This is a genomic window from Marinigracilibium pacificum, from assembly GCF_012926615.1.
GTDB lineage: Bacteria > Bacteroidota > Bacteroidia > Cytophagales > Cyclobacteriaceae > Mangrovivirga > Mangrovivirga pacifica.
Genome location: NZ_JABBNU010000005.1, coordinates 138,723 through 165,673, shown reverse-complemented (window position 1 = coordinate 165,673; position 26,951 = coordinate 138,723). Strand labels below are relative to the sequence as shown.

24 protein-coding genes are annotated in these 26,951 nt (G+C 32.6%); 6 read left to right on the top strand and 18 right to left on the bottom strand.

Going from position 1 to position 26,951, the window contains the following annotated elements:
* The first annotated feature begins 32 nt into the window (after positions 1–32).
* The 3 genes from HH304_RS09180 to HH304_RS09170 all read left to right on the top strand — a co-directional run bounded on the left by HH304_RS09180 (position 33) and on the right by HH304_RS09170 (position 3,851).
* A complete protein-coding gene (locus tag HH304_RS09180; protein WP_169680631.1) occupies positions 33–761 on the top strand; it encodes a head GIN domain-containing protein in 729 nt (242 codons plus the stop codon).
* Between the two features lie 126 nt (positions 762–887).
* Positions 888–1,817, top strand: coding sequence for a hypothetical protein (locus HH304_RS09175; RefSeq protein ID WP_169680629.1), 930 nt, complete (start codon positions 888–890; stop codon positions 1,815–1,817).
* Between the two features lie 63 nt (positions 1,818–1,880).
* Positions 1,881–3,851: a mechanosensitive ion channel family protein gene (locus HH304_RS09170; RefSeq protein WP_169680627.1), complete on the top strand. Its 1,971-nt coding sequence runs from the start codon at positions 1,881–1,883 to the stop codon at positions 3,849–3,851.
* A gap of 80 nt (positions 3,852–3,931) precedes the next feature.
* Here the strand turns inward: HH304_RS09170 and HH304_RS09165 are convergent, their stop codons facing one another.
* From HH304_RS09165 to HH304_RS09110, 12 genes are all read right to left on the bottom strand, one after another.
* Positions 3,932–4,378: a hypothetical protein gene (locus tag HH304_RS09165; RefSeq protein WP_169680625.1), complete on the bottom strand. Its 447-nt coding sequence runs from the start codon at positions 4,376–4,378 to the stop codon at positions 3,932–3,934.
* A gap of 155 nt (positions 4,379–4,533) precedes the next feature.
* Entirely contained in the window at positions 4,534–5,409 is an 876-nt protein-coding gene (locus HH304_RS09160) for a hypothetical protein (RefSeq protein WP_169680623.1), read from the bottom strand.
* Between the two features lie 51 nt (positions 5,410–5,460).
* Positions 5,461–5,838 (bottom strand): hypothetical protein, encoded by a 378-nt coding sequence (locus HH304_RS09155; RefSeq protein ID WP_169680621.1) that lies wholly within the window; start codon positions 5,836–5,838, stop codon positions 5,461–5,463.
* A 96-nt stretch (positions 5,839–5,934) separates the two neighbouring features.
* Positions 5,935–7,467, bottom strand: a complete 1,533-nt coding sequence (locus HH304_RS09150) for a tetratricopeptide repeat protein (RefSeq protein WP_169680619.1) — start codon at positions 7,465–7,467, stop codon at positions 5,935–5,937.
* A gap of 127 nt (positions 7,468–7,594) precedes the next feature.
* Positions 7,595–8,434: a CvfB family protein gene (locus tag HH304_RS09145; protein WP_169680617.1), complete on the bottom strand. Its 840-nt coding sequence runs from the start codon at positions 8,432–8,434 to the stop codon at positions 7,595–7,597.
* Positions 8,435–8,607: 173 nt separating this feature from the next.
* On the bottom strand, positions 8,608–9,555 hold the full coding sequence (locus tag HH304_RS09140) for a hypothetical protein (protein ID WP_169680615.1): 948 nt from the start codon (positions 9,553–9,555) through the stop codon (positions 8,608–8,610).
* Between the two features lie 300 nt (positions 9,556–9,855).
* Complete coding sequence (locus tag HH304_RS09135; protein WP_169680613.1) at positions 9,856–11,289, bottom strand: T9SS type A sorting domain-containing protein; 1,434 nt, start codon at positions 11,287–11,289, stop codon at positions 9,856–9,858.
* A gap of 130 nt (positions 11,290–11,419) precedes the next feature.
* Positions 11,420–12,685 (bottom strand): acetyl-CoA hydrolase/transferase family protein, encoded by a 1,266-nt coding sequence (locus HH304_RS09130; protein WP_169680611.1) that lies wholly within the window; start codon positions 12,683–12,685, stop codon positions 11,420–11,422.
* A 96-nt stretch (positions 12,686–12,781) separates the two neighbouring features.
* On the bottom strand, positions 12,782–13,408 hold the full coding sequence (locus tag HH304_RS09125; RefSeq protein ID WP_169680609.1) for a class I SAM-dependent DNA methyltransferase: 627 nt from the start codon (positions 13,406–13,408) through the stop codon (positions 12,782–12,784).
* 5 nt (positions 13,409–13,413) lie between these two features.
* Positions 13,414–13,890: a hypothetical protein gene (locus HH304_RS09120; RefSeq protein ID WP_169680607.1), complete on the bottom strand. Its 477-nt coding sequence runs from the start codon at positions 13,888–13,890 to the stop codon at positions 13,414–13,416.
* A 16-nt stretch (positions 13,891–13,906) separates the two neighbouring features.
* The gene (locus HH304_RS09115) at positions 13,907–14,974 is read right to left on the bottom strand and encodes a serine hydrolase domain-containing protein (protein ID WP_169680605.1); all 1,068 of its coding nucleotides are present in this window, start codon (positions 14,972–14,974) and stop codon (positions 13,907–13,909) included.
* Positions 14,975–15,042: 68 nt separating this feature from the next.
* Complete coding sequence (locus HH304_RS09110; RefSeq protein ID WP_169680603.1) at positions 15,043–15,444, bottom strand: hypothetical protein; 402 nt, start codon at positions 15,442–15,444, stop codon at positions 15,043–15,045.
* A 117-nt stretch (positions 15,445–15,561) separates the two neighbouring features.
* On the opposite strand from HH304_RS09110, the gene HH304_RS09105 reads away from it, so the two are divergent.
* The gene (locus HH304_RS09105) at positions 15,562–16,482 is read left to right on the top strand and encodes an archaemetzincin (protein WP_169680601.1); all 921 of its coding nucleotides are present in this window, start codon (positions 15,562–15,564) and stop codon (positions 16,480–16,482) included.
* Positions 16,483–16,491: 9 nt separating this feature from the next.
* On the opposite strand, the gene HH304_RS09100 is transcribed toward HH304_RS09105, so the two are convergent.
* Positions 16,492–16,701 (bottom strand): hypothetical protein, encoded by a 210-nt coding sequence (locus tag HH304_RS09100; protein ID WP_169680599.1) that lies wholly within the window; start codon positions 16,699–16,701, stop codon positions 16,492–16,494.
* A gap of 193 nt (positions 16,702–16,894) precedes the next feature.
* On the opposite strand from HH304_RS09100, the gene HH304_RS09095 reads away from it, so the two are divergent.
* Together HH304_RS09095 and HH304_RS09090 are read left to right on the top strand one after the other, a co-directional pair.
* Entirely contained in the window at positions 16,895–18,148 is a 1,254-nt protein-coding gene (locus HH304_RS09095) for a ComEC/Rec2 family competence protein (RefSeq protein WP_169680597.1), read from the top strand.
* 27 nt (positions 18,149–18,175) lie between these two features.
* Positions 18,176–18,526 carry a DoxX family protein gene (locus HH304_RS09090; protein WP_169680595.1) on the top strand — a complete coding sequence of 117 codons (351 nt, stop codon included), beginning with the start codon at positions 18,176–18,178 and terminating at the stop codon, positions 18,524–18,526.
* A 155-nt stretch (positions 18,527–18,681) separates the two neighbouring features.
* On the opposite strand, the gene HH304_RS09085 is transcribed toward HH304_RS09090, so the two are convergent.
* From HH304_RS09085 to HH304_RS09065, 5 genes are all read right to left on the bottom strand, one after another.
* On the bottom strand, positions 18,682–19,404 hold the full coding sequence (locus HH304_RS09085) for a hypothetical protein (protein WP_169680593.1): 723 nt from the start codon (positions 19,402–19,404) through the stop codon (positions 18,682–18,684).
* Between the two features lie 180 nt (positions 19,405–19,584).
* Entirely contained in the window at positions 19,585–19,995 is a 411-nt protein-coding gene (locus HH304_RS09080) for a hypothetical protein (RefSeq protein WP_169680591.1), read from the bottom strand.
* Positions 19,996–20,296: 301 nt separating this feature from the next.
* Positions 20,297–21,193 (bottom strand): 3-hydroxyacyl-CoA dehydrogenase, encoded by an 897-nt coding sequence (locus HH304_RS09075; protein WP_169680589.1) that lies wholly within the window; start codon positions 21,191–21,193, stop codon positions 20,297–20,299.
* 151 nt (positions 21,194–21,344) lie between these two features.
* On the bottom strand, positions 21,345–22,943 hold the full coding sequence (locus tag HH304_RS09070; protein ID WP_169680586.1) for a SusD/RagB family nutrient-binding outer membrane lipoprotein: 1,599 nt from the start codon (positions 22,941–22,943) through the stop codon (positions 21,345–21,347).
* Positions 22,944–22,964: 21 nt separating this feature from the next.
* A complete protein-coding gene (locus HH304_RS09065; RefSeq protein ID WP_169680584.1) occupies positions 22,965–26,192 on the bottom strand; it encodes a SusC/RagA family TonB-linked outer membrane protein in 3,228 nt (1,075 codons plus the stop codon).
* Positions 26,193–26,951 lie beyond the last annotated feature (759 nt).

Below are 26,951 nucleotides of genomic sequence, written 5' to 3'. Positions count from 1 at the left end.
AAGCTCCGGAAAATTTTATTTAATAAAATAAGATGAAAAATTTTGTTCCACTATTCTGGCTCTGCCTAATATCTTTTATATGGGCATGCGATGATACTTCATGTATTGATGGTGAAGGTCCGATTGTTACCGAAAACCTTGAGCTTGATGACATATCGAGTTTTAATCTGGAAGGAAGTTTTGATGTGGTAGTATCGCAGGGTACTAATCAGAATATAGTTGCTGAAGGATATCCTAATATAATTTCTGCTCTGAATACTCGCGTGAGTAATGGTCATTGGGATATCAATTTTCGAGAAAGATGTGTAAGAAGTTTAAGGCTTACCATATTTATTACCGTCCCGGATTTGAAAGCGATTAAATTAACTGGTTCCGGAAGTATCTCTGTTAATGACTTTGATCTTGAAGGTGAAAGTTTTAATGTGGACCTAATTGGTTCTGGTGACATTTTATTAAATGAATTAAATGGTCTAAGTTCTGTTTCGTCTTTCATTGAGGGTAGTGGTAATATTAATTTCTTGAAATTGGTAGATGGAATAGATACTGAATCTGTATATATACTTGGTTCCGGTAACTGTAAAGGGTTTAATATTGAAGGAGATCATGTAAATGCAAAATTAGAAGGAAGTGGAAATATTGAGGTTACAGCAAATATTATTCTTGATGCAATAATAGAAGGTTCAGGAAATATATATTACAAAGGATCACCACAAATAAATTCGTCTATAATAGGTTCAGGAGAGATTATTAATTCAAATTAATGATTTGATTCCCTGAATTTTATGAGAAAAAATAAATTCACTCATGAAGATGGATATGTAAAATTGATTTGATATATTATATATAATGTTAAAATAATCATATCAATTAATTAATTAGAACCAATCATGAAAAACAAACTAACAATGTTTGTCATGGGATCGCTATTTCTTTTAGCGGCCTGCGATACCAATGACAATGCTGCACTGGAATCAATCGAAGTACAACCAATTTACATGGATCTTGCTGATCTGGGGATCAACGCCAGGACTGCCTCTGATGCGGCAGAAATGGGGTTTGCTTTATATAAAGCAGAGTTTTTAACCATAGGCGAAGATGGAGAAGTAGGGAATACTGTCTTTTTTATGGATGTTGGAAACAAGCAACTTGGAGCAGATTTTGTTCCTAATTATCCTCCATATGCTCTTGATGGTACAGATGCTGTATCGTATTATATTGATGAAAACAGACCATCAGATGATTTGGATGTTTCAATATCAACAGCTGCCTTTGATAGAGCCATGACAACCTGGGATAATGTTATCTGTAGCGACCTTGGCATGTATAAAGTGCCATCTAACCCAATGAATAATACAGGTTTTATTGCTGCCTTATTAGGCTTTGGCGGAAGCTTTAATTATTTTGCTGATGTAGTGCATTGTGGTTTTATGGATGCTGCATTCTTTGAAATACTTCGACCAGGTGGAAGTAATAATATATTAGGGGTAACATTCACAATTATTTTTACCAATGGCGGACCAACTGATGTTGATGGTAACGGCAAGATTGATGTTGCCTTCAGAGAAATTTATTATAATGATAATTTCCCATGGTTTGATGGCGCAAATTATGATGTTGAAACTGTAGCATTACATGAGGCTGGACATGGTTTAAGCCAGGCACACTTCGGTAAGGCATTTCTAGATAATGGTTCTGGAAAATTACATTTTAGCCCAAGAGCAGTTATGAATGCTGCGTATTCTGGTATTCAAACTGACATAATGAGAACTGATAATGCAGGTCACTGCTCTAATTGGTCAAATTGGCCAAATAATTAATAAATAATAATTTAATAAGGGGTCCTTCAATTTATTTGACTGACCCCTTAATTTATTTAATGGATGTATAAGCTATTCTTACTCATATTATTATTTATTTCATTTACATCCTTCAGTCAGGAAAATGAAGAGTCCAGATTGTCGGATTCAACAAAGCTTGTACTATATCAACTATACCAGCAGGAATTAACAAAAATAAGACAGAGGAAATTTCAGGATTCTATAATGGAGCTTGTTATAAAAGAACAAGTAAGAAATCTTGATCTTGATTCTAACGCAACTAAATCTATTAATCGATCTATAGCGATTAATCAGAATGATTTTATTGAAGATACACTATCTGGTATTAAGAAATACCCGGTAATAGGGATTCTTGAAGACACACTCTTTTATTTTAACCAGCCGATAGGCACTCTTTCTGCGGAAGAAAGAGCTGAAAATTTATCTGGGAAACTAAAAGATCTATTTAAAGATGATTATTTCGTAATTGATTCATTAAAAATTATGGATAATGGTGAAGATTTGGAGATCTATTATCAGAATATTCATTTGGTAACTATAACAACTGAAGATGCCAATTTTCATAATACTACTATAAGAAAGCTTACAAATTATAGTCTGACTCAAATTAAATCTGACTTTGAAAAGGCGTATAAAGAGAGAAGTCTCTTCATAAATTTATTAAAGGCTGGAAAGGTAATATTAATTCTAATCGGTTTATGGTTGACAATAAAACTCATTGGATTTGTTGACGATAAAATTCTAGAATTGGTTGATAAGCATAAAAACACCTGGTTAAGAGATTTAAAATATAAGAACTACACTTTCCTTTCAAGATATCAAGAACTCGGATTAATTAATTTCCTAATAAGAGTAATAAAATGGATATTAATTGTTCTGGCACTTTATATTTCAATTCCATTAATCTTTAGTGTATTTACATTTACCAGAGGGTGGGCAGATAAATTGATAAATTTGGTCTGGACACCATTTAAATCAATTTGGGTTTCAATCTGGAGTTTTCTTCCAAACATATTTACAATATTGGCAATTTTGATTGTCATGCATTATTTCCTTAAGTTCATCAAATATATTTTCATGGAAATAAAGAAGGAAAAACTTACAATTCCTGGGTTTTATCCGGATTGGGCAAAGCCAACATATGGGATCATTAAATTTTTAATGTTTGCCTTTACCATCATCCTAATTTTCCCTTATTTACCAGGGTCTGACTCAAAAATATTTCAGGGTGTTTCAGTCTTTGTGGGGATTCTTTTTTCACTGGGATCTACCAATGCAGTTTCGAATATGGTGGCTGGAATTGTAATAACATATATGAGACCGTTTAAAAAAGGAGATAGGGTTAAGGTAGGAAGTGTAACAGGAGATATTATTGAAAAGAATTTGTTGGTAACAAGAATCAATAGTATTAAAAATGAAGTTGTAACCATTCCAAACGCAACAATTTTGTCTGGTAACATATTAAATTATAATATTTTGGGTTCAGAAAGTGGCCTGATTATTCATACTACAGTAACTATAGGATATGATGTTCCCTGGAAGAAAGTACATGAAGCTTTAAAGGAGGCTGCCATTAGAACCGAACCGATATTAAAGGATCCGGAACCCTTTGTATTTCAAACAGAGTTATCAGATTTTTACGTTGCTTATCAGCTTAATGCTTATACTACTGAACCAAATAAACAAGCTGCAATTTATTCTTCATTACACTCAAATATTCAGGATGTTTTCAAAGAATATGATATTGAGATAATGTCTCCTCATTTTAGGGCTAATAGAGATGGAAATAGTTCAACGATTCCTGAAGATTACATTGGCATCCCCCACGGGAAAAAATCAAAGCAATCAAAGATAAAGAAAGAAACCGAATCTTCTGATCAAGTTTTAGGAGATAGAGGACAGGCAATTGAACAAAAAATCGATGATGTGACTAAAAATATGGATGAGGATCAAAATATGGATGAATCGGATGAAAATAGTAAAGATGAATCATCTGGAGATAAAAAGAAATAGGTATGTTAAATCCTAATATAAAAAAAGGTGAAGGCATAGATAACCTTCACCGGGTAGGAAAATTTTTATATCCTTGAATTTTATTTTGACATTCCAATATTTGAGCTGGATCTTGCAACCATACTCATATAGTTATTCCATACTTCATCTCCGGTTTTACCTTCTTCTTCAGCAATTTTATTTAATGCTTTTCTCCATTTTATGTTATCAGGACTCACATCCCAGTTCATATCTTCAATACCGCCTTTCATGGTCCATACTAGCACCATGTCCCATGGCCCTGTTCGCATTTCAATCATTTGGTCAGGAAATGAAGTATTTGCCATTGTTGATGCTTTTCTAAAGTATTTTTCGATAATTTCTAGGGCTTGTCCCATCATTCCAGGCTTGAAGTCAATATAAACAACTTCTTTCCAGGTGACATTGTCGAGTTTTTTTTGTTGCATTTCTTCCTGAGCAACAATCTTGGAGGGGATTAGCAGGCAAATAATTAAAAATGCCGCTGAAAGTGTGGTAAGGTTTTTCATGATTAGTGGTGTTTTGTAATAATTATATAAAATATATAAATATTTAATGATAATTCCAAAACATACTAACTAAATGGATTAATCATACAATATTAGAATTGTATTGAAACTATTGAACCCAATCATAAAATGATGAAATAATTCTAATGAATCTTTTAATTTTTGATCATCAATTCAGAATGTATTTTAATATTAGCGTCGCTATTTTTATCCCAGACTATTATTTCAACAATTACAGGATTTTTGACAACCATTCCATTTAAAATAAGTGATGCATTTATTCTCATTTTAAATTCATTTGCAGGGAGGTTTCCATCACCCAATAGGTCGTCATTTTTAAGTATTATTCTACCATTGTTATCTTTTACCAAGATACTCATTCCTGCATTAACAGTTTGTAATTGTTCTTTAAAGCCATTGACGCCTTCAATTACATAATAGATTTTTTCGTTTAAAGAAATTTCATTTGAATTGATAACTCTGCTCTTATTTTCTGAGTAAATATATACTTCCTTCACAGATGCAAGTTCCTCTGATATTTGAATTTTTGGATTTGGTTTTAGTGTGAAATCCATTTTGAAATCATTTGTTCCATTTCCAATCTTGTCCCAAATGTGAATATAAAAGGTATAGTTATTGTCGGAGTGCATTGGGTTTGCACATGTAAGGGTAGAGGTGAGCTGTAATGGTTTATAGTTAACTCCGTTATTTAAGTCTTTATAGACATCCTTATGATTAAAAACTGTATCATTATTGTTGTCTAATACAGTAATTCTCATTCCTGGAAACATTTGATCTTCTTTATTATTTAACCCTGTTATATTTTCAAAATGAACCTTTATTATTTCACCATAGTAAAAGGTATTTCTATCAATAATTTCATTTCCGGAAGAAAGGTACACTCTTTCAGCATACAGGCCATTGCCTGAATTGGATTGCCCTATTATTGAATTACTAGGTTGAAAAAATATCAAAGTGAATGTTAAAATTATATGAAAAGGAATTTTCATCAGATAAGACTTAAGTTTCATGAAAAAATAGAGCTTAATTGATATCAGAAGATTTTTAATATGTTTTTAAACTTAATAAGAAAATTCTGGCTTTGCATCTTTACAAAAAACTCCGCTTGGTGAAATTGGTGTAGAGCAATCTGAGTATATTCTGTGTTTCACATTAAAATCTGCTTGTAATTTATTATACTGATTCACTAGATTAAGGAAATAAGCTGTATCAATTTCTGTTGAATAAGGAAGATAGTGCGTCGGCCCTCCGCATGCTTTGGCACCAATTGGTGTAATAAGCCAACTGGAGTTATCGTCACAAGTGACACTATAAGCAAGAGTTTCAATCCTTTCGTAAAGATTAATAAGATTAGCTTCTTCCTCTTCTTTTGTAAATGAATTATCATTACAAGAAAAGAATATCAGAATTGAGGTTGTTAGTAAAAATAAATTTTTCATAGTACGTCAGGTTTTTTATTAGGTACTACAAAAATCATTCCTTATAGGTCAATTGAAGAACATTTTATTGATGATTATTTATTAAAAGGCTTGTTTTTAATCTACAATTTCTTCTTTTTCAAGTAGATTTTTGATGCTTTTTATTTCTTTTTCAAGATCAAAAACTTCCTTTGTAAGCATATGAATAATTATTTCATCATCTCCACCTCTATCTTTTTCTTCATTCAATAAGTTAATTAAACCTATTATTCTTGCAAGAGGGCCTCTAATTTTGTGAGCATTTCTAAAAGAATATTTAAGAATAGTTTTGTTCTGAGATTTTACTTTTTCAGTTCTTATTAAAATTTCTCTTTCAAGATTCTCATTCATTCGAAGGATTTCAGAATGTGCTTCGATAAGGTCTTTTGACTGTTGATCAAGTTGTTCTTTTTGCTTAATAATTTCCCTGTTTGATCGTCTTAGCTCTTCATTTTTTATTTTTCGCTCTCTATTAAATTTTATTAATATTAAGGAGATGATGATTAATGCTAGTAAGCATAAGACTGTTGCAATAATTATAATTTCTTGATTTCTTATTATTGATTGGTTAAGTTCAGATTCCTTTCTTAAGAGGTCATTTTCATAATTTTGTCTTATTGAAGCATAATTGTCCTTAAAGAATGCAATTTTCGTTTCGCTATTATTTTTAATTAGCTCTTCTTTAATTGCTGAGTATTTCTCATAATAATTTAATGCCTTTTGAGGTTGGTCTAAATCTTTATATAATTCATAAATAAACTTAAAACCTGTTTCATTTACTTTTATCAACTCATATTCAGAGGCCAGATCAAGACCCTCTAAATAAAGCCTTTCTGCTTCTCCAAGATCACCCAAAAGGTGGTAAACTTTTCCCGAGCTAATTAATATTGCGGGAATCTGAGCAGGGTTATTCAGGTTTTTATAAATCGACAAAGCTTTATTGTAATATTCTAATGCAGTGTGAAATTGCTTTTTGTCCCTGTAAAGAGTACCCATGTTGTGATAAATAATGCCACATTCTCTGAGGTCTCCTAGTTTCATTGATGATTTTAATGCACGTTGATATGAGTCAATTGAATTCTGAAAGTCTCCTTTTTTCCAGTAAAGGATACCAAGATTCATATAGTAGTTTCTCCAGTTATCGACATCATCTTTTTGAATGAAGCTACTAAGTTTATCGAAGTTAGTTTTTGCATCTTCATATTGATCTAGATACATGTAAATGACTCCAATATTGTTAAATGCTTTTATGATCCCATCATAGTAATTTATTTGTTTAGCTTTTTCAAGAGACCTGATCACAAAATTTAGTCCGTCATCATATAAGCCAATATTTGTATAAGATATGCCTAATCCTCTCAACGCTCTGACCAGATAAATGTCACTACCTGATTTTTTTGCCATATCAATGGCTTTCAGGTGAATATCGACAGCTTCAGTAGGGTCGCTGTCATTAAGTAAATCTCCGTATGCAATAAGAGTAGATGCTCGATCTTCAATGGAAAGCCCTTCAGATTCAAGAATTAGTTTTAAACTGTCTTTTTTGGCAGTAAAGCAAAATAAAGAGTGCATTGAAAATAAGATGCACGCCCCCCAAAATGATAACCTCATTGTTAAAAAAATTATGATCGATAGATTAATTGATCAATAATGGTGAGTCACTGATCAAGAACGCTACGAATATTACATTTAGAAGTTACTTTTCAAATTATTTTTAGGATTTTTTTTAGTGTAAAGGTTAGTTTTTAATGATAGATATGCCTTCTGAAGAAATTAAAATCTTTCTCTTTTTATAAAGATCTCCTAATGCTTTTTTGAATGCTTTTTTACTAATCCCAAAGGTCTTGTAGATTTCCTCAGGTGAACTTTTGTCTGAAAGAGGGAGAAATCCTTCATTATCTTTTAGTAAATCATAGATAGCTTTAGAATTACTATCATTAAAGTTTTCATAACCAACAGCTTGTAAAGTGAGATCAATTTTGTTGTCTTCTCTTATCTTTTTAATAAACCCTTTAACTCTGTCACCTACATTCAGATCTTTGAAGACATCGTTATTGAAGATTAATCCTTTATGTTTATTATTTATTACCGCTGAATAACCTAAATCCGAAATGTTATAAATTAAAAGATCTACTTCATCACCTTCTTTTACTGTTAGAAATGAGTTCTGAAGGTATTTATCAATTTTATTTGAGGCAAATAGCCTATTTGTTTTTACATCAAAATCAAGGTAAACTACATACCAACGATCTTTTTGCATTTTCATACGTTGTTCTTTGAAAGGAACCATTAACTCCTTTTCAAGTCCCCAATCCATAAATGCTCCAACAGGAGTGACATCAGAAACCTGTAGAAAACCAAAGTGGTCTAAATATATTTTTGGTTCGAGAGTGGTAGCTACTTTTCTTTCTTCATGATCCAAATAGACAAAAACGTCAATGAAATCATCAATTTTATAATTTTCGGGTACATATTTATTTGGAAGTAGTACCTCTTCTAATGATTCACTAATTAAGTAAAGACCGTGATCGGTTTTTCTGTTTATTCTGAGGTTATTGGTCTTTCCGATTTCAATCATGAAAATTAATTTTTTTGTAAAACTACTCTTAATTACGTAGTTAGTGCTAATTTCTTCACAAATATTTACAAGGGACTAAAATCGTAAAATGACGTTTGATAAAAAGGGGCTTATTTATGTTTGTTATTAAAATAAAAGAAATGCAGCAAACGCTGCATTTCACCTTTATATAGTTACTGAACTCGTGTAAAAGTTCCGTAGTAATTGCCAGTTAATGACTCATCATCAGGGTAAGTTAGATTTAATTTGACCAAAAACTTATTATTAGCTGCATCACCAATCACTTGAACAGTTCCGCTGACTGGTTTTATGTCCACTTGATTATTAAGCACGACTCGGACATCAGTAGTAAAGGTTAAATTTGCCAGGTCTTCAGGAGTTGCATTATTGATATCAATAAATTCAAATGTACTATTTGAAAAATCAGCTTCTTCAGGAGCAAACAAATACATGTCGATTTCTATTGCTTCTTGTGCTTCTGATATATATAAATTATAAAGATAATGAGTAGGGTTTGTATTTAAATCTTCATCAAACGGGTCAGTTAAACCTTCATTGAAGAATTCGGATTTACTGTTATCCATTAAATAATTTGTTCCGTTATAATTGATCTGCCAGTTAGATTTATCAACAATTGTCCATAAGGAAAAGTGCTCTATTTCTGCAGTAATAGATTTTTCTGCTGCATTAACTGAAGAAGGCACTTCCAGCCATTCGCCAGCTTCATAGGTAGCTAATGTTAACACTTCATCTGCACCAGGTATAGGGACATTGTCATTTCTATAGTTATAGGTTAGGGATGCAGGAAGGTTAAATTGTAAGCCATCCGGACTCCAGTCAAATAAGGTTTGGGATAATGTAAGTCTGTTAGTTACATTATCAGGAGGTAATGGATCTGGAAGTTCAACGCTTACCATCGTTTGTGAAGATAGCGCGTTAGGAGGAATTACTAATTCCATAACGCCATCTAAAGTAGTCAAGCTACCTCCGGTATCATCAATTGTGGCTTCAACATATTCATTTTCATTTTTGTCATCTACATTATCATCATCATCGTCGCATGCAGTAAACAGGGAAGAGAAACTAAGCCCAAGAATTACTATCAGGAAATAATTTTTCATAGCTCTTAATTTGAAATTAATTAGGTATTATTTCAAAATATATCAAAATAATCATATTAACTAATGAAATTCTACAAACGACGTGAAATGTTCGATATAGTTATATTACAATGATAATAGCATGTTAATTATTGATGGTTTAAGAGGAGCGGTGTTTGAGTCATCAATATAATATCTGTTTATTAATTAACTCAGGCTAAAAAAATACTATCAATTTCCACTTCTAATGTCGAAATTGATAGTATATAAAAGAATTGAAATAATTTATTTTAATATGACCTCAACTTTGAATGAACTATGCTATTCAGATTTTATGAATTTAAATCTTTTGATTTCTCCTTCTACGTTTCTTACAATACCAATATAGCTGCCTGATTTTAAATCATGAATGTTAGCTATTCGTGAATTATCTAATTTCAGAGATTTTACTTCTTGCCCGGTATGGCTGTAAATCCTAACCTCACTATTATTATCAACATCAATAGGTAAGGTTAAATAGTCTCTTGCCGGGTTAGGATAAACAAATATTCTTTTTTCTATTTCATTATCTACAGAAAGAATTTCATTTATGTTGGGGGTTTGGTAATTACTATTTGTATATAATGAAATTGTTTTATCTGTATAACCGAGAGTTTTCATTCCTAAATAATAAGGGGCAGAAGTATCATAATAAGCGAAATTTCTAATGGATATATTATAAGGGAAATCTCTATCTGTTAATTCTGTATAATTAATAGAAATTGAAATTGTTTGATAGATTGTATCGTTTGATACGGAATCCTTAACCGCATAATTTAGGGCATTTGGATAATTCATTAATTCAGAACTAACTATTGTCCCGATTGAATCTGCTACATATTTAAAATTATATTCATAAGTATCAGACTCATTTTGTATTTGTAAAATATCTTCATCATATACTGAAGTATCGGAGAGTATTGCAGTAAAGTCATTTTTAAATGACACTATTTGCATATCTCTGACTGTATATCCAATAATATTATCTGACTCATCCAATTGATATATCTTGATTGCTATTGCAAATTCAACTTGATCAGGTAGTCCTCCGTTAAGTAAATTGGCAACATTGCCATTCCAAAATAGATGACCATTATATTCATTAATAGTCATGTTATTTAGGAAAATGTAATTTGGAACGTAATTGTTTTTTCCTTGTTTTGGTTCTACTAATTGGTAATAAAGCTTATAATTATTGGGGTCATACCCTCCCATCGAAAAATTTAAATCTCCAGGAAATGTATAGTTAAAACCAGGGTCTAGATTAAATTGTGGAGATTCATAGGATTTTCCAGGTATTAAAGTGATCATTGACTCTACATAAAAAGGCAAGTCAACTGAATTCCCATTATTTATATTCAGAATAAAATTATTCCTGTTTTGCTCGGTATATGATATTACATATTTACCATAATCAGGGAAAGTATGTGTCATTGTTAATTTCACCTTTTGAAGAAAGAAGATTTGAGAATATTCCAATATTTCGAAATCATTTGGCATAGTTTCAATGACTGTCCCATCGCCAAAGTCTAAATATCCATTTCCAAATTCGACACCTGATTCTGAATCTTTGTAACCTGTAAAAATGATTTTGCATTCTAAGCTGTTTGGATCTTCTTGAACTACCCTGATTTCCCCACCCCTAATATGAGTAGCCGAAGAACTGAACATGAATAGCAAATTTAAAACTGCCAGAAGTGATAGTTTGAATTTCATTTGGGTATTATATAGTTGATAAATAAAAAGTCATCCAAAAATATAAAAGAGTGTATAATAGTCAAATGATATATGAATAAAAAAGGGAACCTGAACAGGCTCCCTTTTTCGATTTTAAAGAATAAATAGCTCATAATAATTCATAGGCATCTCTTTCTAATGCCTCCTGATGGTCAGGATGTGCTATACTTATCAGTAGGTCAGTTCTTTCTTTTAATGTTTTTCCGTATAAATTAACTGCTCCAAATTCAGTTACTATCCAATGAACGTGTGCCCTGGTAGTTACCACACTTGCGCCTCGGGTAAGACAACATACTATTTTACTTTTACCATTTCGTGTTTGTGATGGTAATGCTATTATTGGTTTACCTCCAGGAGATAACGAGGCTCCTCTTATAAAGTCCATTTGTCCTCCAACTCCCGAATATTGCCTGCTTCCGATACTGTCTGCGCATACTTGTCCATAAAGGTCAACTTCAAGTGCAGAGTTTATTGCGATAACCTTAGGGTTCTGACGAATCATTTTTGTGTCGTTAATAAACGATGAGTCGAGGAACTCAAAAACAGGATTGTCATCAATAAAATCATATAACTTTTTAGATCCGATACAAAAACCTGAGGTCACTTTATCTTTATAAATAGCTTTTTGACTACCATTAATAACGCCTTTTTCAAGAAGTGTCATAACACCATCTGAAAACATTTCAGTATGCATCCCAAGGTTTTTATGGTTTTCAAGAGCAAGAAGAGCAGCATCAGGAATTGCACCAATACCAGTTTGAAGGGTTGAACCATCCTCAATTAATCCTGCAATATGTTTGCCTATTAGGATTTCTTGTTCTGATAAAGGTCTGGGTGCATGTTCAAACAATGGGTCATTTACCTCAAGGATAGCATCTATTTGACTAATGTGGAGGGTACCATCACCAGATGTACGAGGGACATTCGGATTTACCTGTGCAATAATTTTCTTCGCTTTGTTGATGGCCGCATATGTAACATCAACCGAGATTCCCAGGCTGCAATAACCATGCTTGTTTGGTGGAGATACCTGAATCAATGCCACATCAATAGGAATTATTCCATTTCTCATGGCAATTGGTATTTCGCTCAAGAACATTGGGATATAGCTTGCACTACCTTCCTGAACATATTTTCGGATATTTGACCCTACAAACATGGCTTTCACATTGAAGCTATCGGCATATTGTTCTTCGGCATAGGGAGCTTCACCTTCGGTATGAATACTGTAAATAGAGACATTTTTTAATTCATTATGTCTTTCTGTCATAGCATTGACCAACCTTTGAGGTGTTGATGCTGCAGAATGTAGAAAAACATTGTCTCCTGATTTTATTAATTCAACAGCTTCCGCTGCCGTATTGCAGACCCTCATTTTTTTGATTTAAAGTTCAGCAGATTATAATTATACTAAACTAAATTTTATCTGCTTAAGACATGATGTTAATCATTTAATGAAAATTAGGGCCAGTTAAAATTTCTGACTTATGATAATGGTGTTTTTGTTATTTTCGTCAATGATTTGGGTAGATGTTTTAATGAGTTTAAAGTTGTTTTCTTTTAAAAGCTTCGATATAAAGTTGAATTCATGATAGTTTATGAACATATCATCATCACTACCATCACTTCCTTTAAAGTATCCGGAATTTTTGGGATCACCCTCGATATAGCTTAGATAAAGTATTCCATTTGCTTTTAATTTTTTGTAGCAGTTATTGATAAACAATTCTGTTTCATTACGATCCAAATACGGAATCCCGAAACCACAGACAATACCATCGAAAACCTCTTTTATTTTATTCAGGTTTCTGATATCCATAATTTTAAAAATTGAGTCAGGGTTGTTTTTTTTAGCCAGGCTGATCATGTTTTCAGAAAGATCGATCCCTATTAATTCGATCCTTGGATTTTGATCAAGAATAAGTTTTGACAGGTTGCCAGGTCCACAAGCAACATCTAAAACTTTTGGATTCTTAGAAGGGAGAGTCTCTAGAAATTTTTTTATCTCTTCCAGATATTCATTCTGATCCATAAATTTCTCGAAGTATTGATCAGCTTTCTTATTGAATATAGAAACTGCCTGACTTGAACGATCCATGTTTTTCAGGATATGCTGTTAAGATTAATTAATCTAGTATTTAATGACTTTGCAAAAGGTTCAACAATGTCTAATAGTTGTTTTTCATTTTTGTAGCTCCCCAAATGAATTTTATTATTGTTAGAAAATCTGATATACGCATCATATTCAACTTTCCTGTTTGAAACAGTATTGGCTGTTGAATAATCAGATCTTGATTCTATTCTTGAATTAGTTTTGTAAAAAATACAGTCAAGCTCTTCAAAAGAATGCTTTTTACCAATTTTAAATCCTAATAACCAGATAAAGTCCTGGTAGATATTATTATCTAAATCTATTGAAAAACCCTTTTTTGAGCTTATGAAAATAGCTGAAAATAGCAGTAATACAAAGCCTATAATCAGGTTGCTTTTTAGAATTGCGATTACTCCAAACAATCCAAAAATGATAAACCCGATTATTCTTACTTCTGAAAAATATGTACCGGTATAAATTGATTTCATAGTTTAATTTGTGGAATTAATTTTTAGCATCCCAGACCATATTAATCATTTTATAAAAATGCCCCTGATGAAAAGAGTAATCTTTTTCAGTGTCAACCCTGTGAACTAAAACCATATTGCTTTCAGGGTAAATAGCAAGCATATGAACTCCTGTGCCTGTATGAAAAAATGATCTGGTTTTTCTGGATTCATTTTCCATTAATACAGACCACAGCATTCCGTAGGCAATACCATAATTTTGGTCATAAACTGAGATTGGTTGTGTGCTTGCTTCAATCCAGTCTTTCGGAATTATTTGAATACCATTCCAATTACCATTGTTTAAATATAGTTGTCCATACCGGGCCATGTCCCTGGTTGAAAGCCTAAAATGATATGCAGGGAATAATGATTTGCTTTTTTCAAACTGATAAAAGCCATCTGTGTCCGGGAATCTAAATTCCTCAGACTCTCCATCAATTGAGTCGTATCGACTATGATAATATTCCATTCCTATTGGATTAGCTATTTGATCAAGAAACAGATCAAATATTTTTGCACCAGTCTTTTTTTCAAGGATATATCCCAATACATTAAAGTCCCAGTTGTTATAGTAATAGAATTCACCTTGTTTATGCGAACCCCTTTCTGGTTTTCTTGCTAGCATACCTTCTGAAACGGCCGCAGCATTATGATAAACTCCAGATCTGGATTTAAGTAGATCTGCAACAGTTGCTTGTTTTTCCTCTTTAGTTAAATTTGGAGGTATGTCATCAATACCCAGTTCTTCTAAAGTTTCTGTGGTGTCGATAATCCCTTCACTAATTGCAATACCATATAGAGAATTTAGCATTGCTTTTCTAATGGAGTGAATTGTGTGAACCTTTTTTGTGTCTCCAAACTCATATACTATTTTCCCATCTACAAGAATAAGTAGAGATGATGAACCTGCAGATTCTAAAAAGTGGGACAGAGAGTCAAGTTTAGCTTCAGAAAAGCCTTTTTGACTTGGTGACGCATATTCAAATTCATTAAATGATTGTGCTGTGATATTAGTGTATAATAATGAAATCGAAACAAATAAAGCTGTATTGAATTTAGTCATTTTGCAAAATATAAAAAAAGCGCAGTAACAAATACTACGCATTCAATTTGGTTGATATATGGCTGGATTTAGTTTGTGTTCTTTTTGTAAACATGATTGAAGCAGTCAATACATTGATCTATTAGAATTAAAGAGTCACCTTTAAAATAAATTGATTGTTTTTGATAGTTACCATCATCGTAAATAATGACCTCTTTGGTTCCTCCCTCCATTACTTCTTCTATAGAAATATGATAATCCTGTATACTTTCGATATTATCATTGATGAAGGTTTTAATCTTAGTTTCAGAAATCTCTAAAAGGATATCATGTCCATTTTTCTCCGGGGTGTCAACTCTTCCATCAATACCACCGGAAGATTGTACCCAAACCCAAGTTCCTATGATTTGTCTATTTATTTCCGGAGTGTTTTGAGATTTCGAACAACTTGAAATAATAAGTACTGCAAGTAATAACAAGTAAGGTTTCATAATGAAATAGATTTACTAGATTATTTACAATAATCATGCCTTTTATTGTTTGGGATTTTTTATGATTTTAGAGAACTGAAATTAATTTGAAATCGATATTGCATTGATTATTTTTTTATGAATAGATTGAACAACTATATTATTGGGATTTCATTATTTTTTTTGATTTCATGCAGTATTGATGATTCAAAGGGGAAATCTAATAAGGCTGGGATTGTCCATAATAAGCTAGAGATTACTCACCAACTATCAAAGAATGATATAAAGCTTAAAGAACCATTGGCTGGTGAATGGAGGTATTATTATAAGGAAGGTCATCAGGATTTAAATTCGTATATAAATAGTATCACCCATCGGGATGAAAATTCTAATGTGATCTATATTCAGCCACTCGGAGACTTTGATTCTCTGGAAAATCAATTAATAAATGAGACCGTCGAATATCTTAAATTATACTATCCGGCAAAAGTAAGTTTATTGGCTACAAAGTCATTAGAATCGGTTCCAGATAATTCTAAAAGGATCCATGGAGGGAATCATCAAATTCATGCGCCTCATATTTTATACGAGATTCTGGAGAAAGATAAGTTTAACGATGGAATTGCACATCTGGCAATAACAAATAGAGACTTATATCCCAAAAAATCATGGAACTATGTATTTGGACTGGCGAATTATGAAAAGCAAGTCGGTGTTTGTTCATTTAACAGATATGTTGATGAAGTTTTAAACCCTGATGATTTTGAATTGGTACTGAACAGGATTATAAAAACCTCAACGCATGAAATCAACCACATGTTAATGATGAAGCATTGTGTTGAAAATTTATGTATTATGAATGGGGCTAATAGTCTTGTAGAAATGGAAAACAGGCCTAATAGATTATGTTCTATATGTAATTCAAAGTTGATGTATACCTTTCAACATGATGTATATGAAAGACTAAAAGGAATGGAAGCTTTTTTCAAAAGCCACAATATGAATAATGATTTGGAGCTTGTACAAAAGGATTTGATTACTCTCAATAAATTAATATAAATTTATAAATTAAGCATCTTCATGTCTTGTCCATAAAGACCATATTGTTACACCTGCAATTGTGAGAATAGCACCTGCAGCTATAGCTAAATTAACATTTCGTTGAATTCTATGAGCTTTATTTAGATAAGATGATCCAACTCCTTTTTTTGCAATGAAGTTCTCAATATCTAAAACTCGCTTCTCTAATTGACCTTTAGCTTTTTCTTTGATGTCCATAGCATTTAATGTTAGTGTGTTTAGTAAAATATACGAAAAATAAGCTTGATTGTTTATAAAAATGGGTTTTCTCTTTGGTGAAAAGTGAAATTTCTATGGTCGAAAAACTGTGTTAAAAGTTTTAATAAGCTTATATTATAAGAAGAGATTTTACATCTGCCTGCAAATTATTTTATAACCTAAATTCGATTTTATGGCTGAGGAACATTTGTCAGATGAAAACTATATTCTTGGTGATTATAGCTATAAATATACTTATGCTAGTTTTCCATCAATCAAATTATATCGATACTCAGATGCCGAAGAATGGAGGAACCATCTGTTATTTGGAGATGAAATATTAATTCTGGACACTGAAATTATTAATGGAAGAATTAGAGCTCGATGCCGAAACACATCTGGATGGGTTAAAGTTGATGAGATTCAAAAGAATGCTGTATTAGAAATGAATTTTATTGATGGGGGGAGGGGAGATGGTTGTCATGTTATTACACCTTCCGGAAAAAGTTTTGTTATTGATGCAGGTGATTCAGGAAATTTCAATCATTATTTGTTTTGGAGATATGACTTATACAGGAAGGAAAAGCTGGATGGAAAGATATCTGCTATTATCTCAAATGCCAATAAGCATAATTTTGGTGGGTTAAGGCATTTGTTAAACAATAATGATCTAGAATTTGATAAGCTCTTTTTTGATAAGTCATTTGAAGAAAAAGCCAATGATGTTCTAAAAAAGATTGTGGATGATGCAAAAAGTAATAACTCTCAAATAGACATTATTGATACTTTATCTGAAGTTGATACCCTTTACAAAGAGCAAGACGAAAAGGGGTTTATCTTAAATGTGGAGAAATCCAAAGATAAATTTTCTGTCAACCTGAGTATTGAATATGGTAAAATTCGAATACTGTTAACAGAGAATCCTAAAGAAAACATGAATAAGGAAGGGTATGATGTTGTTCACTTTAAATCCATTAGTAAGGAATTTTCTTTGAAGATATTTAAAGAATTTTTTAAAAACCGTATTGTAATTATTTCGACAGCGGGAAATAATGATGATCTGAGTGAATTTCAGAATATCATAGATTCAATTAATGAAGAGTCAAAAGTGGTGTTGACTTCAGATCTTGCTCATTTAAAAGAAGAATTTAACAAGGGTAAGAAGAATTATATTCAATCAAGATTGGAGAAAATTATTGAAGTAGATAATTCAATACAAAATGAAAGCGATGAAAATGAACTGAAAGTATTAAAAGCGGTAAAATTAAAGGCTAGGAAGGAGATAGATTCTGTAATAACAAAGTATGGAATGATAAACCTCAGGACAGACGGCCATAATCTGGTTTTGGCAACAGAAATGGATTCACCAGATAAAATGGGGAAATGGAATTTATTAAAATATAAATATTCAATGTCTTCAAAACAATTTGAGCTACTAGATGGATAATAGTTAATATGCTATTGAGTTTGTTTTATGAAAAATGCCATTTCATTATTGTTTGGAATTATTATGGTTATCGCAGGGATTAATCATTTTATGAACCCGGAGATTTATTCGGAAATGATCCCTCCATTTATTCCGGAATTATTTGCGAACGTTTCTTCTGGAGTAATAGAAATTCTTATTGGCTTGTCCCTCTTATTTTCTCCATATCGAAAATTTGGAGGACTGGCGTTTTGTGTCCTCATGATTATATTTTTCCCTCTTCACATTTGGGATATGGTAAGAGAAGAACCTGCTATTGGTTCAAGATTAGCAGCCTATATACGTGCCCCAATACAGGTATTATTAGTATATATCGGGTGGTGGATATATAAAGATTAGAAGTGTATTATAGTCAAATGAGAATAACAGATATTTCCATATAATTCTGGTAATTAATTCAGGTTTCATAATGCCACAATATGCTAATTTATTCCACCTATCATGATGCGAAACAATAATTAGTTTCAGTTTTAATACATAACTAAATTAAACATTCAAGGTACTTTTATTGTGGTTGGTGGATATATTTTAAGTCTGTTTTTAATTTTCAATTCTTTTTTCATGTAGAAAAGCTTTTCATCTTCATTATATGGATCAATAAATGCCCAAAGGAGAATGACACTGAGCATCAGTTCCCAAAGCTCCCATTTATTTGAATCAGGTACAGTCATAATCAAGGCTGTAACACCAAGTAGAACAGCAGTTTGTGAGGCCTTAGGGATTGGAATTCCCAAATCATTAACAATTTTTTTAATGGATGGGACTTTTTTGTATAAAACGTATCCAAAAAGGAAATAAAATCCAAAAATGAGGGTAAGTAGCTTGCCAAATATTAGCTTATTGACACCTATACCAAGTACTTTCAGATTATGAAGGTTGGTTTCTTGTTGTTTGTTGTTTTCCAGGAAGAATTCATTCGACTCAATATCAAAGATACGCTGGCCCCAGGATATTTCTTCACCAAAGACGAAGAATAGGCCCAATATCATTAGGATGTTTACAATTTTCCAGCTTGTGGATCTGTTTTTAGAAGCTTTTATATATCGTATTAGTAAGAAAACAGAAAAAAAGAAACAGACTCCGGCAGTCAAATTCTCTATTAGCCCATCCTCATTTGTATACTTTAAAAATAAATCTTTATTTATAAAATAAAGAATACTGCATACGATAATAATCAAAAGCAGAATAGTAATAATATAACGTAGAAGTTTACCCATGGCTTTAAGTAAAATGTTATGAAAAATTTAACATCCATTAAAAAGCCGACAATGAACGATCTACATATAAATTACCTAATAAATGGCTAATATTGTAATGATATTAAGTTAAAATATAGGTTTTTTTAGAAAAAAATTAGCCTGAGTCTGTTTTTTTAAATTTAGAGTTATATATAATTTTTAAGACTCTTGTAATTCAGTATTTGATAACAACAGCCAGTTTCGAGCATCTTCAATGTTACCAAAGTGATTCATCATTTTATTTTCGGTCTTTTTATCAATTTTGTCTATATAGACTTTCTTAAAAATATCTGAGTTCATCACTACTGCAATTCTTTTCAACCCATACTTTATAGCTTGGGGTAATGCTTCATCCTGAAGCCATTTTGCTGAATTCGGGCCTACCACTCCCTCATGTGTAATGTCAGAAAGCCAGCCAGTTGCGCCATATTCCTTTAAAAAATCAATACCTTTTATAAATAAGATTTTGTAGGTTTCTGCATCCTGCATTTTTTTCCAGATCAATTCTATTGAATTGGTTTCCTGATTAAAATACAGGTTAGCTTTTTCGTGTTCAAAAAGTAGTTTCATCTGATTGAATGTTATGTTAAAAAATATACTGTAATTTCATAAAGAGCTGATAAAATTTCCATAAGATGTAATAGGGAAGGGTGGAATGCCCTATCGGTATATTGTGATTAGTGTGTTATTTTAACTTTAATTGGAAGCTATTTGGATGTTCTAAGCCTGTAAATTTTATATTCTGCACATATTTAATTGATTAGAATACTGAATGATATGTTATATAAATTGTGATTTTAGTAAAATACCTCTTCAATTTTGTGTAAGGTTTTTTCTGTATAATCAGTAATGATTGAATAATACCTGCTTCTTATTTGAGGAATCCTTCATTCATAAATTCCGGATTGGGATATTTATAAATACCTTCACCGATGATCAACCCCATTTTATTAGTTTCTATGAAATTTTTATAAATGAATTCAACCCGCTTTGCTGAGATCTCTGTATTTTCTTTTTTATCAATAAGTTTACAAACATCATAAACAGTTTTCATACCGATCATATCCATTATGGCTGCTGGACCTACTTTCCCTCCCATACCAATCATCCATGTTTTATCAATATCTTGTGGCGTTGCAATTTCATTAGCCATCAAGTCAATTGCAGCTATTAAAAAGGGAACGAGAAGTGAATTAATAACATAGCCAGGCTGCTCTTTATTGATAACAATGGGTACCATACCGATGTCTTTTGCAAATTGTATTACAGTTTCAAATACTTTTGGGTCGGTTCCTTCATGACGCATCACCTCACCGATGTTTGCTTTCCAAATTTGATTAGCAAAGTGTAATGCCAGAAACATGTCAGGTCTTCCGGAAACCCGGGCATACATACTAGGTATGGTTGTTGATGAATTAGTTGTGAAAATAGTCTTTTCGGGTGCTACGATTCCCAATTCTTTATAAAATCCGGTTTTTATATCTGGGTCTTCAGGGATTGATTCATTTACAAGGTCAGCATCTTTTACTGCATTAGCCAGGTTAGTAGTATATGAAAGCCTTTCGTGAGTTTCTTTAATCTGTTGTTCGGTAGCATTCATATCTTTAAAATAGATTTTAGCATACCGTTGATGAAGGTCTTTGCATTGTTCGATTCCAGATTCAAATGCATCATAAACAGTAACATTGAAACCACTAAATGCAGTTTGCCATGAAATTTGTGAGCCGAGAGTTCCTCCACCGGCGATGGTAACATTGGTGATAGACATAATTTTGGTATTGATGATTTCTTTTAATTTACTCGATTATTTATTCATTAAGAATCTTATTTAAGTATTAGTTATGTTATTAATTATACCAAATTGGAAAAAAAACAGCCAGTCAATAGACCGGCTGTTAATACACCTAAGTTGATTGGAATCAATTTACATCCCAGAAAATTTTCGTATACTTTTCATCTCCACCAATGGCATTAGAAGCAGCAGTTACATTAACTCCATTTAATTGATCCTCAATTAAAGGATAAGTAAATCTATAAGGTATTGTAACTTCAGTATCACCATCTAAAGGATAAGGAGCATCGTGGTCAAGTCTTTTCCAAGAATTCCATGCTTCAACTCCCATATCATATTGTGATAACCATAACTGTCGGCCGATTTTGTTTTTCCAGTCACCAGCGGCAGTATTATATGCTACATTAGGCTGCATAATATAATCATCGTAACCGTCAACTCCCCATTGATTGAATGAAGCCAATATTCCAGCGTTATAGTGTTCTTCTGCAGTTCCTGTAACGTTATATCCACCTCTCTCGACACACTCTGCCATGAGGAATTCTACCTCAGCATAACTCATTATAGTGCCTGGGAGGCTTGGATTAGCATAAAGAGCAGGGCCAACCTTAGCATGAATTACGTATGAGTTATTGGCTCCTATTTTTCCTCCTTTAAATACTCTTGGGTTTTTATCAGCATCAGCTGCACGTACTGTAAATGTTCCATTTCTCCAGGTTAATGAATCAGTTCCATCAACAGCTTCCCAAACAATATAGTAGCCAGTGGAATTTGTAATGGTCGAATCTAGTTTTACACTATTTTCATCGGTTTTATAAGCAAATGCCACAGGAGTAACATAAGCTGTAATTCTAGGGTCTCGAAGTTCATTTAACCTATTACCAATAGTTTCTGCAAGAATGAAGTCTTGTCTTCCACTTAAAACCAGGTCAACATAAACCGGGTTTGTATTTGGGGCTATTGATTGATACGATAATGCAGCGTTATCAGCATTACTTTCAAAAACACCTCCTGCTAAAGCACTGTTTACCCATGATTGTGATTTAGTTGAGTTATAATCAGCTAGTCGCATTCCCATTCTGAATTTTAATGTATTTGCAAACTTCACCCATAGAGAAAGATCGTCATGATACAATATATCCTGATTAGGACCAAAAGCAGGTTCGGACATATCCAATGAATTTAAAGCTGCATCTATTCTGGCAACTAAATCATCATAGATAGATTCAGCATCGTCATATGCCGGAGTAATGTTGTCAGGGTTAAGTGCTTCTGTATAGGGAACATTACCAAACACATCCACAAGAGTAGAATACATAAATGCTTCTAAAAATGTGATTAATGCCAATTGATTATTGAGTTCAGCAGCATTTGGTGGTTCGCTTTCCAGATCAACATTTATCAATTTTTTTGCTTCATTAAGGTCTGCCAATGCATCTACATAAATCGCAAACCAAAAGTTTTCAGGAATAGTTCTTGAAGTTAGATTATACCTTGTTTCTTCCGGATATGTAGTTGTTGTAAAATACTGTATATATAAATTAAATACATTTTCATTTACATCAATACTATTCAGTATATCAAATGAATTTTTTAATCCATTACTGAAAAGAGAAGAAGCTGGAACTTGTGCCGGATTCTTTTTATCCGTATTCAGTTCATCCAAACGGTCATCACACGCAAAAGCGATGACAACAATAATTAATATACTTATTAACTTTTTCATGATATTCTAAGATTATAATGATTAAAAAGTGGCGTCAACTTTAAAACCAAAAGTTCTAACAGTAGGGTAAGCTCCAGTAATGAATCCCTGAGATACACCTGCACCTAATCCAGATTCCGGATCAGCATATGGTAAGTTTTTATCAATAATCCAGAGATTTCTGCCCACAAATGATAAGGTTAAACGTTGGAGCACTTTATCAACCATACTTTTTGGAAAAGTATAGCTTAATGAAAGTTCCCTTAATCTGACATAACTAGCATCATACACTGTCATAATATTTGGGTTGTAATCATCATTTCCCCAATAGAAAGCACCATTATAAGCTAAAGCTTCACCATAAACTGTATTTGGTTCACCTGATTCATTTACACCATCATATAAGAAACCTCCGCCATCTGCTACAGGGGTTCTTACAGGGTTTCCTTTATCATTAAGACCTGCTGTTTCGGGATAAAGCCCTGTGCCTCGTCCGTAATGCATATCTAATGAATAAATATCACCACCTTTTTGAATATCAATCAAGAATCCCAATGATAATGATTTGTAGCTAAATGTATTGTTGATACCCATGGTCCAGTCTGGGTTTGGATCACCAATTATTTGGTTTGCAACTGCAACAGGGTATCCGTCTGAGTTTATAACACGCTGTCCATCAATGTATTGATAACCAGTTCCTTTTAGCACACCAAATGGTTGTCCTACTTGAGCATTTGAAGTTACTCCACTTTGATAATCAGCAAAGACATAAGTTTGAACATCACCAATTAAGGACACGACTTCACTACGGTTACGAGTATAATTTATAGTAGTATTAAACCTCCAGTCATTATTTTTAATCCAGTCTCCACCAAGCATAACCTCGATACCTTTATTTTCAATTTCACCAGCATTAATATATGTTGCATCATATCCGGTAGCTTGAGAAATTTTTACTGCCATTAACTGGTTTTCAGTGTTTCTGTCGTAATAGCCTATATCAAAATTTAGCCGTTGACTAAAAAGAGTCATTGCTAGCCCGATTTCCCATTCTTTGGTAAGTTCTGGTTTTAATTGATCATTATTTTTATCATCAGGAAGTGAAGTCAGCACACCTCCGAAATTGATAATTCTTTCATAGGTTTGCTTAACTCTTAATGGTCTGGTATCATTACCCACTGTTCCGTAACTAGCTCTAAACTTACCAAAATCCATCCATGAGGCATCAAGTATTTCTGAGAATACAAAACCAACACCAACAGACCAGTAGTCATATTTGTTGTTTTCAACAGGAAGGGTGGAAGTGACATCAAGACGATAATTAGCGTCAAGATACAAAGTGTTTCTCCATCCGATATTTGCGTTGGCAAAATATCCATAGACTTCTAGTTGCTCTAACCTTTCATCAGGGAAAGGATTTGGGTTTAATGAGTTACTCAAACTATACAAATCAGGGACAGCTAATCCTCCACTTGTTGATTCCCAAATAAAGTCATAGTTTTCTCTCCTTAAATTAAAACCAACAATACCTGCAATATTTAGGTCGTCTGTTATTTGTTTGTTTGCACTAAGAATCGCGTTGTAGTTGAATTCTTCACTATCAATAGTGTACTTCTGATACCCAGAACCAACTTCTAATCTATTAACTGTAAATTCTGCAGGAACACTACCAACGGCTCTTCGTTCTTCTCTTAGCCAGTTATACATATCACCAGAAAACCTTAAATTAAGACTTAACCAATCAAGCATTTGATAGTTGACACCAATTTTCATAATGAACCTATCTCTTAAATCTGAATTGTAATTTTTGAACCTTGTCCAATAAGGATTATCCCAATAGATGGGACGAGTTGGGTCTAGAGTTGGATCGGCTGGGTTCCAGGTATAGTTTTTGCCAGTTTGATGAAAAATATCTTCTTGCCTCTTGATATCTGTATTCGTTTGCCACCATTGTCTGAATTGTGACATTAAGTTATCAGAATACCCTGTTGAGTATCTACCAATAACATCATTTCGGTTATACTGGAAAAAAATATCTGTAGTTAATTTGTCATTTAGTTTTGCACTACCATTAAAGTTGATAGTGTTTTTTGTCATTTCAGAATTAGGCATGATACCATTCTGAATCACATTTGTATAACTAACACGATAAGTAAGGTTTTCATTTCCCCCGAATAATGCTATAGTATTATCCCAAATAGTTTGAGTTTCAAAGAACTCTTCAGGACCGTTGTCTGCAGCTACCCATGGCCGTGCTGTCTGGAAATTGGGTGATTCTGGTACAAAAGCATCCCAAAAATAAACATCAAGAGTTGGGTCAAAAGCCCCCCCAAAAGAACCGTCTTCTGTAGTAGGTACAACTAAGTCATCAGTGCCATCTCCGTTTACATCGATATCATTGAAATACCCTGTATTACCATAATAGGGTCCATAACCTGCGCCATATTCTTGCTGGTATTCGGCAAAAGTAGATTTATCAATTTTACCAAAGGTAAACCCTGAACTAATACTTATACCCACACCTTTTCTGGATGATCCTTTTTTAGTGGTGATCAAAATAACCCCATTCTGACCTCTTGAACCATATAGAGCAGTTGCCGCTGCACCTTTTAGTATCGACATTGATTCAATATCTTCCGGATTAATGTCTGCGGCAGGATTACCATAATCGTAACCGTTACGACCATTTACCTGACCATCTTCATTTTCAGTAGCATTGTTTATCGGGGTGCCATCGACAACAAATAGTGGTTGATTGTTAGTGAATGATGAATTACCTCTTATTACGATGTTGGTTGATCCACCCATTGTGTTATTCTGTCTCACATTAACACCAGCTGCTTTTCCAGAAAGTGAATTAATAAAGTTTGTTTCCTTTACTTTACTAACTGCGTCAGCATCCAGCGTCTGTTGAGAATATCCCAGTGAGGCCTTTTCACGAGATATGTTCATAGCGGTTACTACTACTTCATTTAATTGCTGAACATCTTCCAGCAATACAACATCAATTGAACTTTTACTTCCCACAGTGATTTCCTGGGAAATATAACCAATTGATGAAAATACGAGAACTGATTCTGATGAGGGTACATTGATGGTATATCTACCTTCAATGTCTGTTACGACACCTGAGCTGGTGCCTTTGATCAGGACGTTAACACCTGGTATTCCGTCACCTCCTTGTCCGGAAACATATCCGGACACATTACGGTCTTGCCCCATAGCTATAAAGCTTATGAAGCAAAACACTACTACGTAGAGTTTTAACATAAGTAATGTGGTTTGGTTTAATAAATTATACCGAGGTAAGATTTAACGAGATATATAAATATAGTTAATAAATAATATAAATAAAAAAATGTTTTACAGCTTGTAAAGCCTATAATTGATTGTTTATTTGTATTATTTTAATAATTGAATTGGTAGCCCAGATTGGGTTATAATTATTGAAGAAAATAATTGAGAAAATAATTCGTTTTATTATCGTAAAAATGCATTTAGGAAGTAATTTTTGATATTAGTAAAGCTAGGCATTGCCTAAGGCTAAAATTATTCTAATATAAAAGATTGCTAAATTTTTATAAGGACTCAAAAAATCCCCCATATAGGGTGATGATTAATTAAAATATAGTATTATCTTAAAAGAATAAATTGGTTATTTGACTTGTTTTGTAGTTTGAATATATTGAGTAATTATACTTTGGCAAGATGAAAATTTTTAATTTTTCTAAAGTAACTAAAAGGAATATTTAAGTCCGAGTTGACTAAAATCTTGTCTTATATCAATTTCAGTATTATTATTATTATTATTATTATGCATATATTCAAGATCAGGTATTGTTGATAATCAATCTATTTTTCGGTATAATACATCCGCCTTCGTATAATGCACCGAGAATTGATAAGTGATAATTAAGCTACAAAATCTAAGTTTTTACGTTGATTGTATGTCATATCTAACCCGGTAGTTATTCTAAAGATTGCTTTTGAATTGAGACGTCTATTTAATTCAAACTCTTGATAAACTTT

Excerpts from the sequence above, each read along its gene's own strand:
- HH304_RS09165 (WP_169680625.1), bottom strand. The coding sequence starts at position 4,378 with ATGAAAAACCTTACCACACTTTCAGCGGCATTTTTAATTATTTGCCTG.
- HH304_RS09115 (WP_169680605.1), bottom strand. The coding sequence starts at position 14,974 with ATGACTAAATTCAATACAGCTTTATTTGTTTCGATTTCATTATTATAC.
- HH304_RS09170 (WP_169680627.1), top strand. The coding sequence starts at position 1,881 with ATGTATAAGCTATTCTTACTCATATTATTATTTATTTCATTTACATCC.
- HH304_RS09130 (WP_169680611.1), bottom strand. The coding sequence starts at position 12,685 with ATGAGGGTCTGCAATACGGCAGCGGAAGCTGTTGAATTAATAAAATCA.
- HH304_RS09105 (WP_169680601.1), top strand. The coding sequence starts at position 15,562 with ATGAATAGATTGAACAACTATATTATTGGGATTTCATTATTTTTTTTG.
- HH304_RS09095 (WP_169680597.1), top strand. The coding sequence starts at position 16,895 with ATGGCTGAGGAACATTTGTCAGATGAAAACTATATTCTTGGTGATTAT.
- HH304_RS09065 (WP_169680584.1), bottom strand. The coding sequence starts at position 26,192 with ATGTTAAAACTCTACGTAGTAGTGTTTTGCTTCATAAGCTTTATAGCT.
- HH304_RS09070 (WP_169680586.1), bottom strand. The coding sequence starts at position 22,943 with ATGAAAAAGTTAATAAGTATATTAATTATTGTTGTCATCGCTTTTGCG.
- HH304_RS09125 (WP_169680609.1), bottom strand. The coding sequence starts at position 13,408 with ATGGATCGTTCAAGTCAGGCAGTTTCTATATTCAATAAGAAAGCTGAT.
- HH304_RS09135 (WP_169680613.1), bottom strand. The coding sequence starts at position 11,289 with ATGAAATTCAAACTATCACTTCTGGCAGTTTTAAATTTGCTATTCATG.
- HH304_RS09155 (WP_169680621.1), bottom strand. The coding sequence starts at position 5,838 with ATGAAAAATTTATTTTTACTAACAACCTCAATTCTGATATTCTTTTCT.
- HH304_RS09175 (WP_169680629.1), top strand. The coding sequence starts at position 888 with ATGAAAAACAAACTAACAATGTTTGTCATGGGATCGCTATTTCTTTTA.
- HH304_RS09085 (WP_169680593.1), bottom strand. The coding sequence starts at position 19,404 with ATGGGTAAACTTCTACGTTATATTATTACTATTCTGCTTTTGATTATT.
- HH304_RS09120 (WP_169680607.1), bottom strand. The coding sequence starts at position 13,890 with ATGAAATCAATTTATACCGGTACATATTTTTCAGAAGTAAGAATAATC.
- HH304_RS09100 (WP_169680599.1), bottom strand. The coding sequence starts at position 16,701 with ATGGACATCAAAGAAAAAGCTAAAGGTCAATTAGAGAAGCGAGTTTTA.
- HH304_RS09160 (WP_169680623.1), bottom strand. The coding sequence starts at position 5,409 with ATGAAACTTAAGTCTTATCTGATGAAAATTCCTTTTCATATAATTTTA.
- HH304_RS09150 (WP_169680619.1), bottom strand. The coding sequence starts at position 7,467 with ATGAGGTTATCATTTTGGGGGGCGTGCATCTTATTTTCAATGCACTCT.
- HH304_RS09140 (WP_169680615.1), bottom strand. The coding sequence starts at position 9,555 with ATGAAAAATTATTTCCTGATAGTAATTCTTGGGCTTAGTTTCTCTTCC.
- HH304_RS09110 (WP_169680603.1), bottom strand. The coding sequence starts at position 15,444 with ATGAAACCTTACTTGTTATTACTTGCAGTACTTATTATTTCAAGTTGT.
- HH304_RS09090 (WP_169680595.1), top strand. The coding sequence starts at position 18,176 with ATGAAAAATGCCATTTCATTATTGTTTGGAATTATTATGGTTATCGCA.
- HH304_RS09075 (WP_169680589.1), bottom strand. The coding sequence starts at position 21,193 with ATGTCTATCACCAATGTTACCATCGCCGGTGGAGGAACTCTCGGCTCA.
- HH304_RS09145 (WP_169680617.1), bottom strand. The coding sequence starts at position 8,434 with ATGATTGAAATCGGAAAGACCAATAACCTCAGAATAAACAGAAAAACC.
- HH304_RS09180 (WP_169680631.1), top strand. The coding sequence starts at position 33 with ATGAAAAATTTTGTTCCACTATTCTGGCTCTGCCTAATATCTTTTATA.
- HH304_RS09080 (WP_169680591.1), bottom strand. The coding sequence starts at position 19,995 with ATGAAACTACTTTTTGAACACGAAAAAGCTAACCTGTATTTTAATCAG.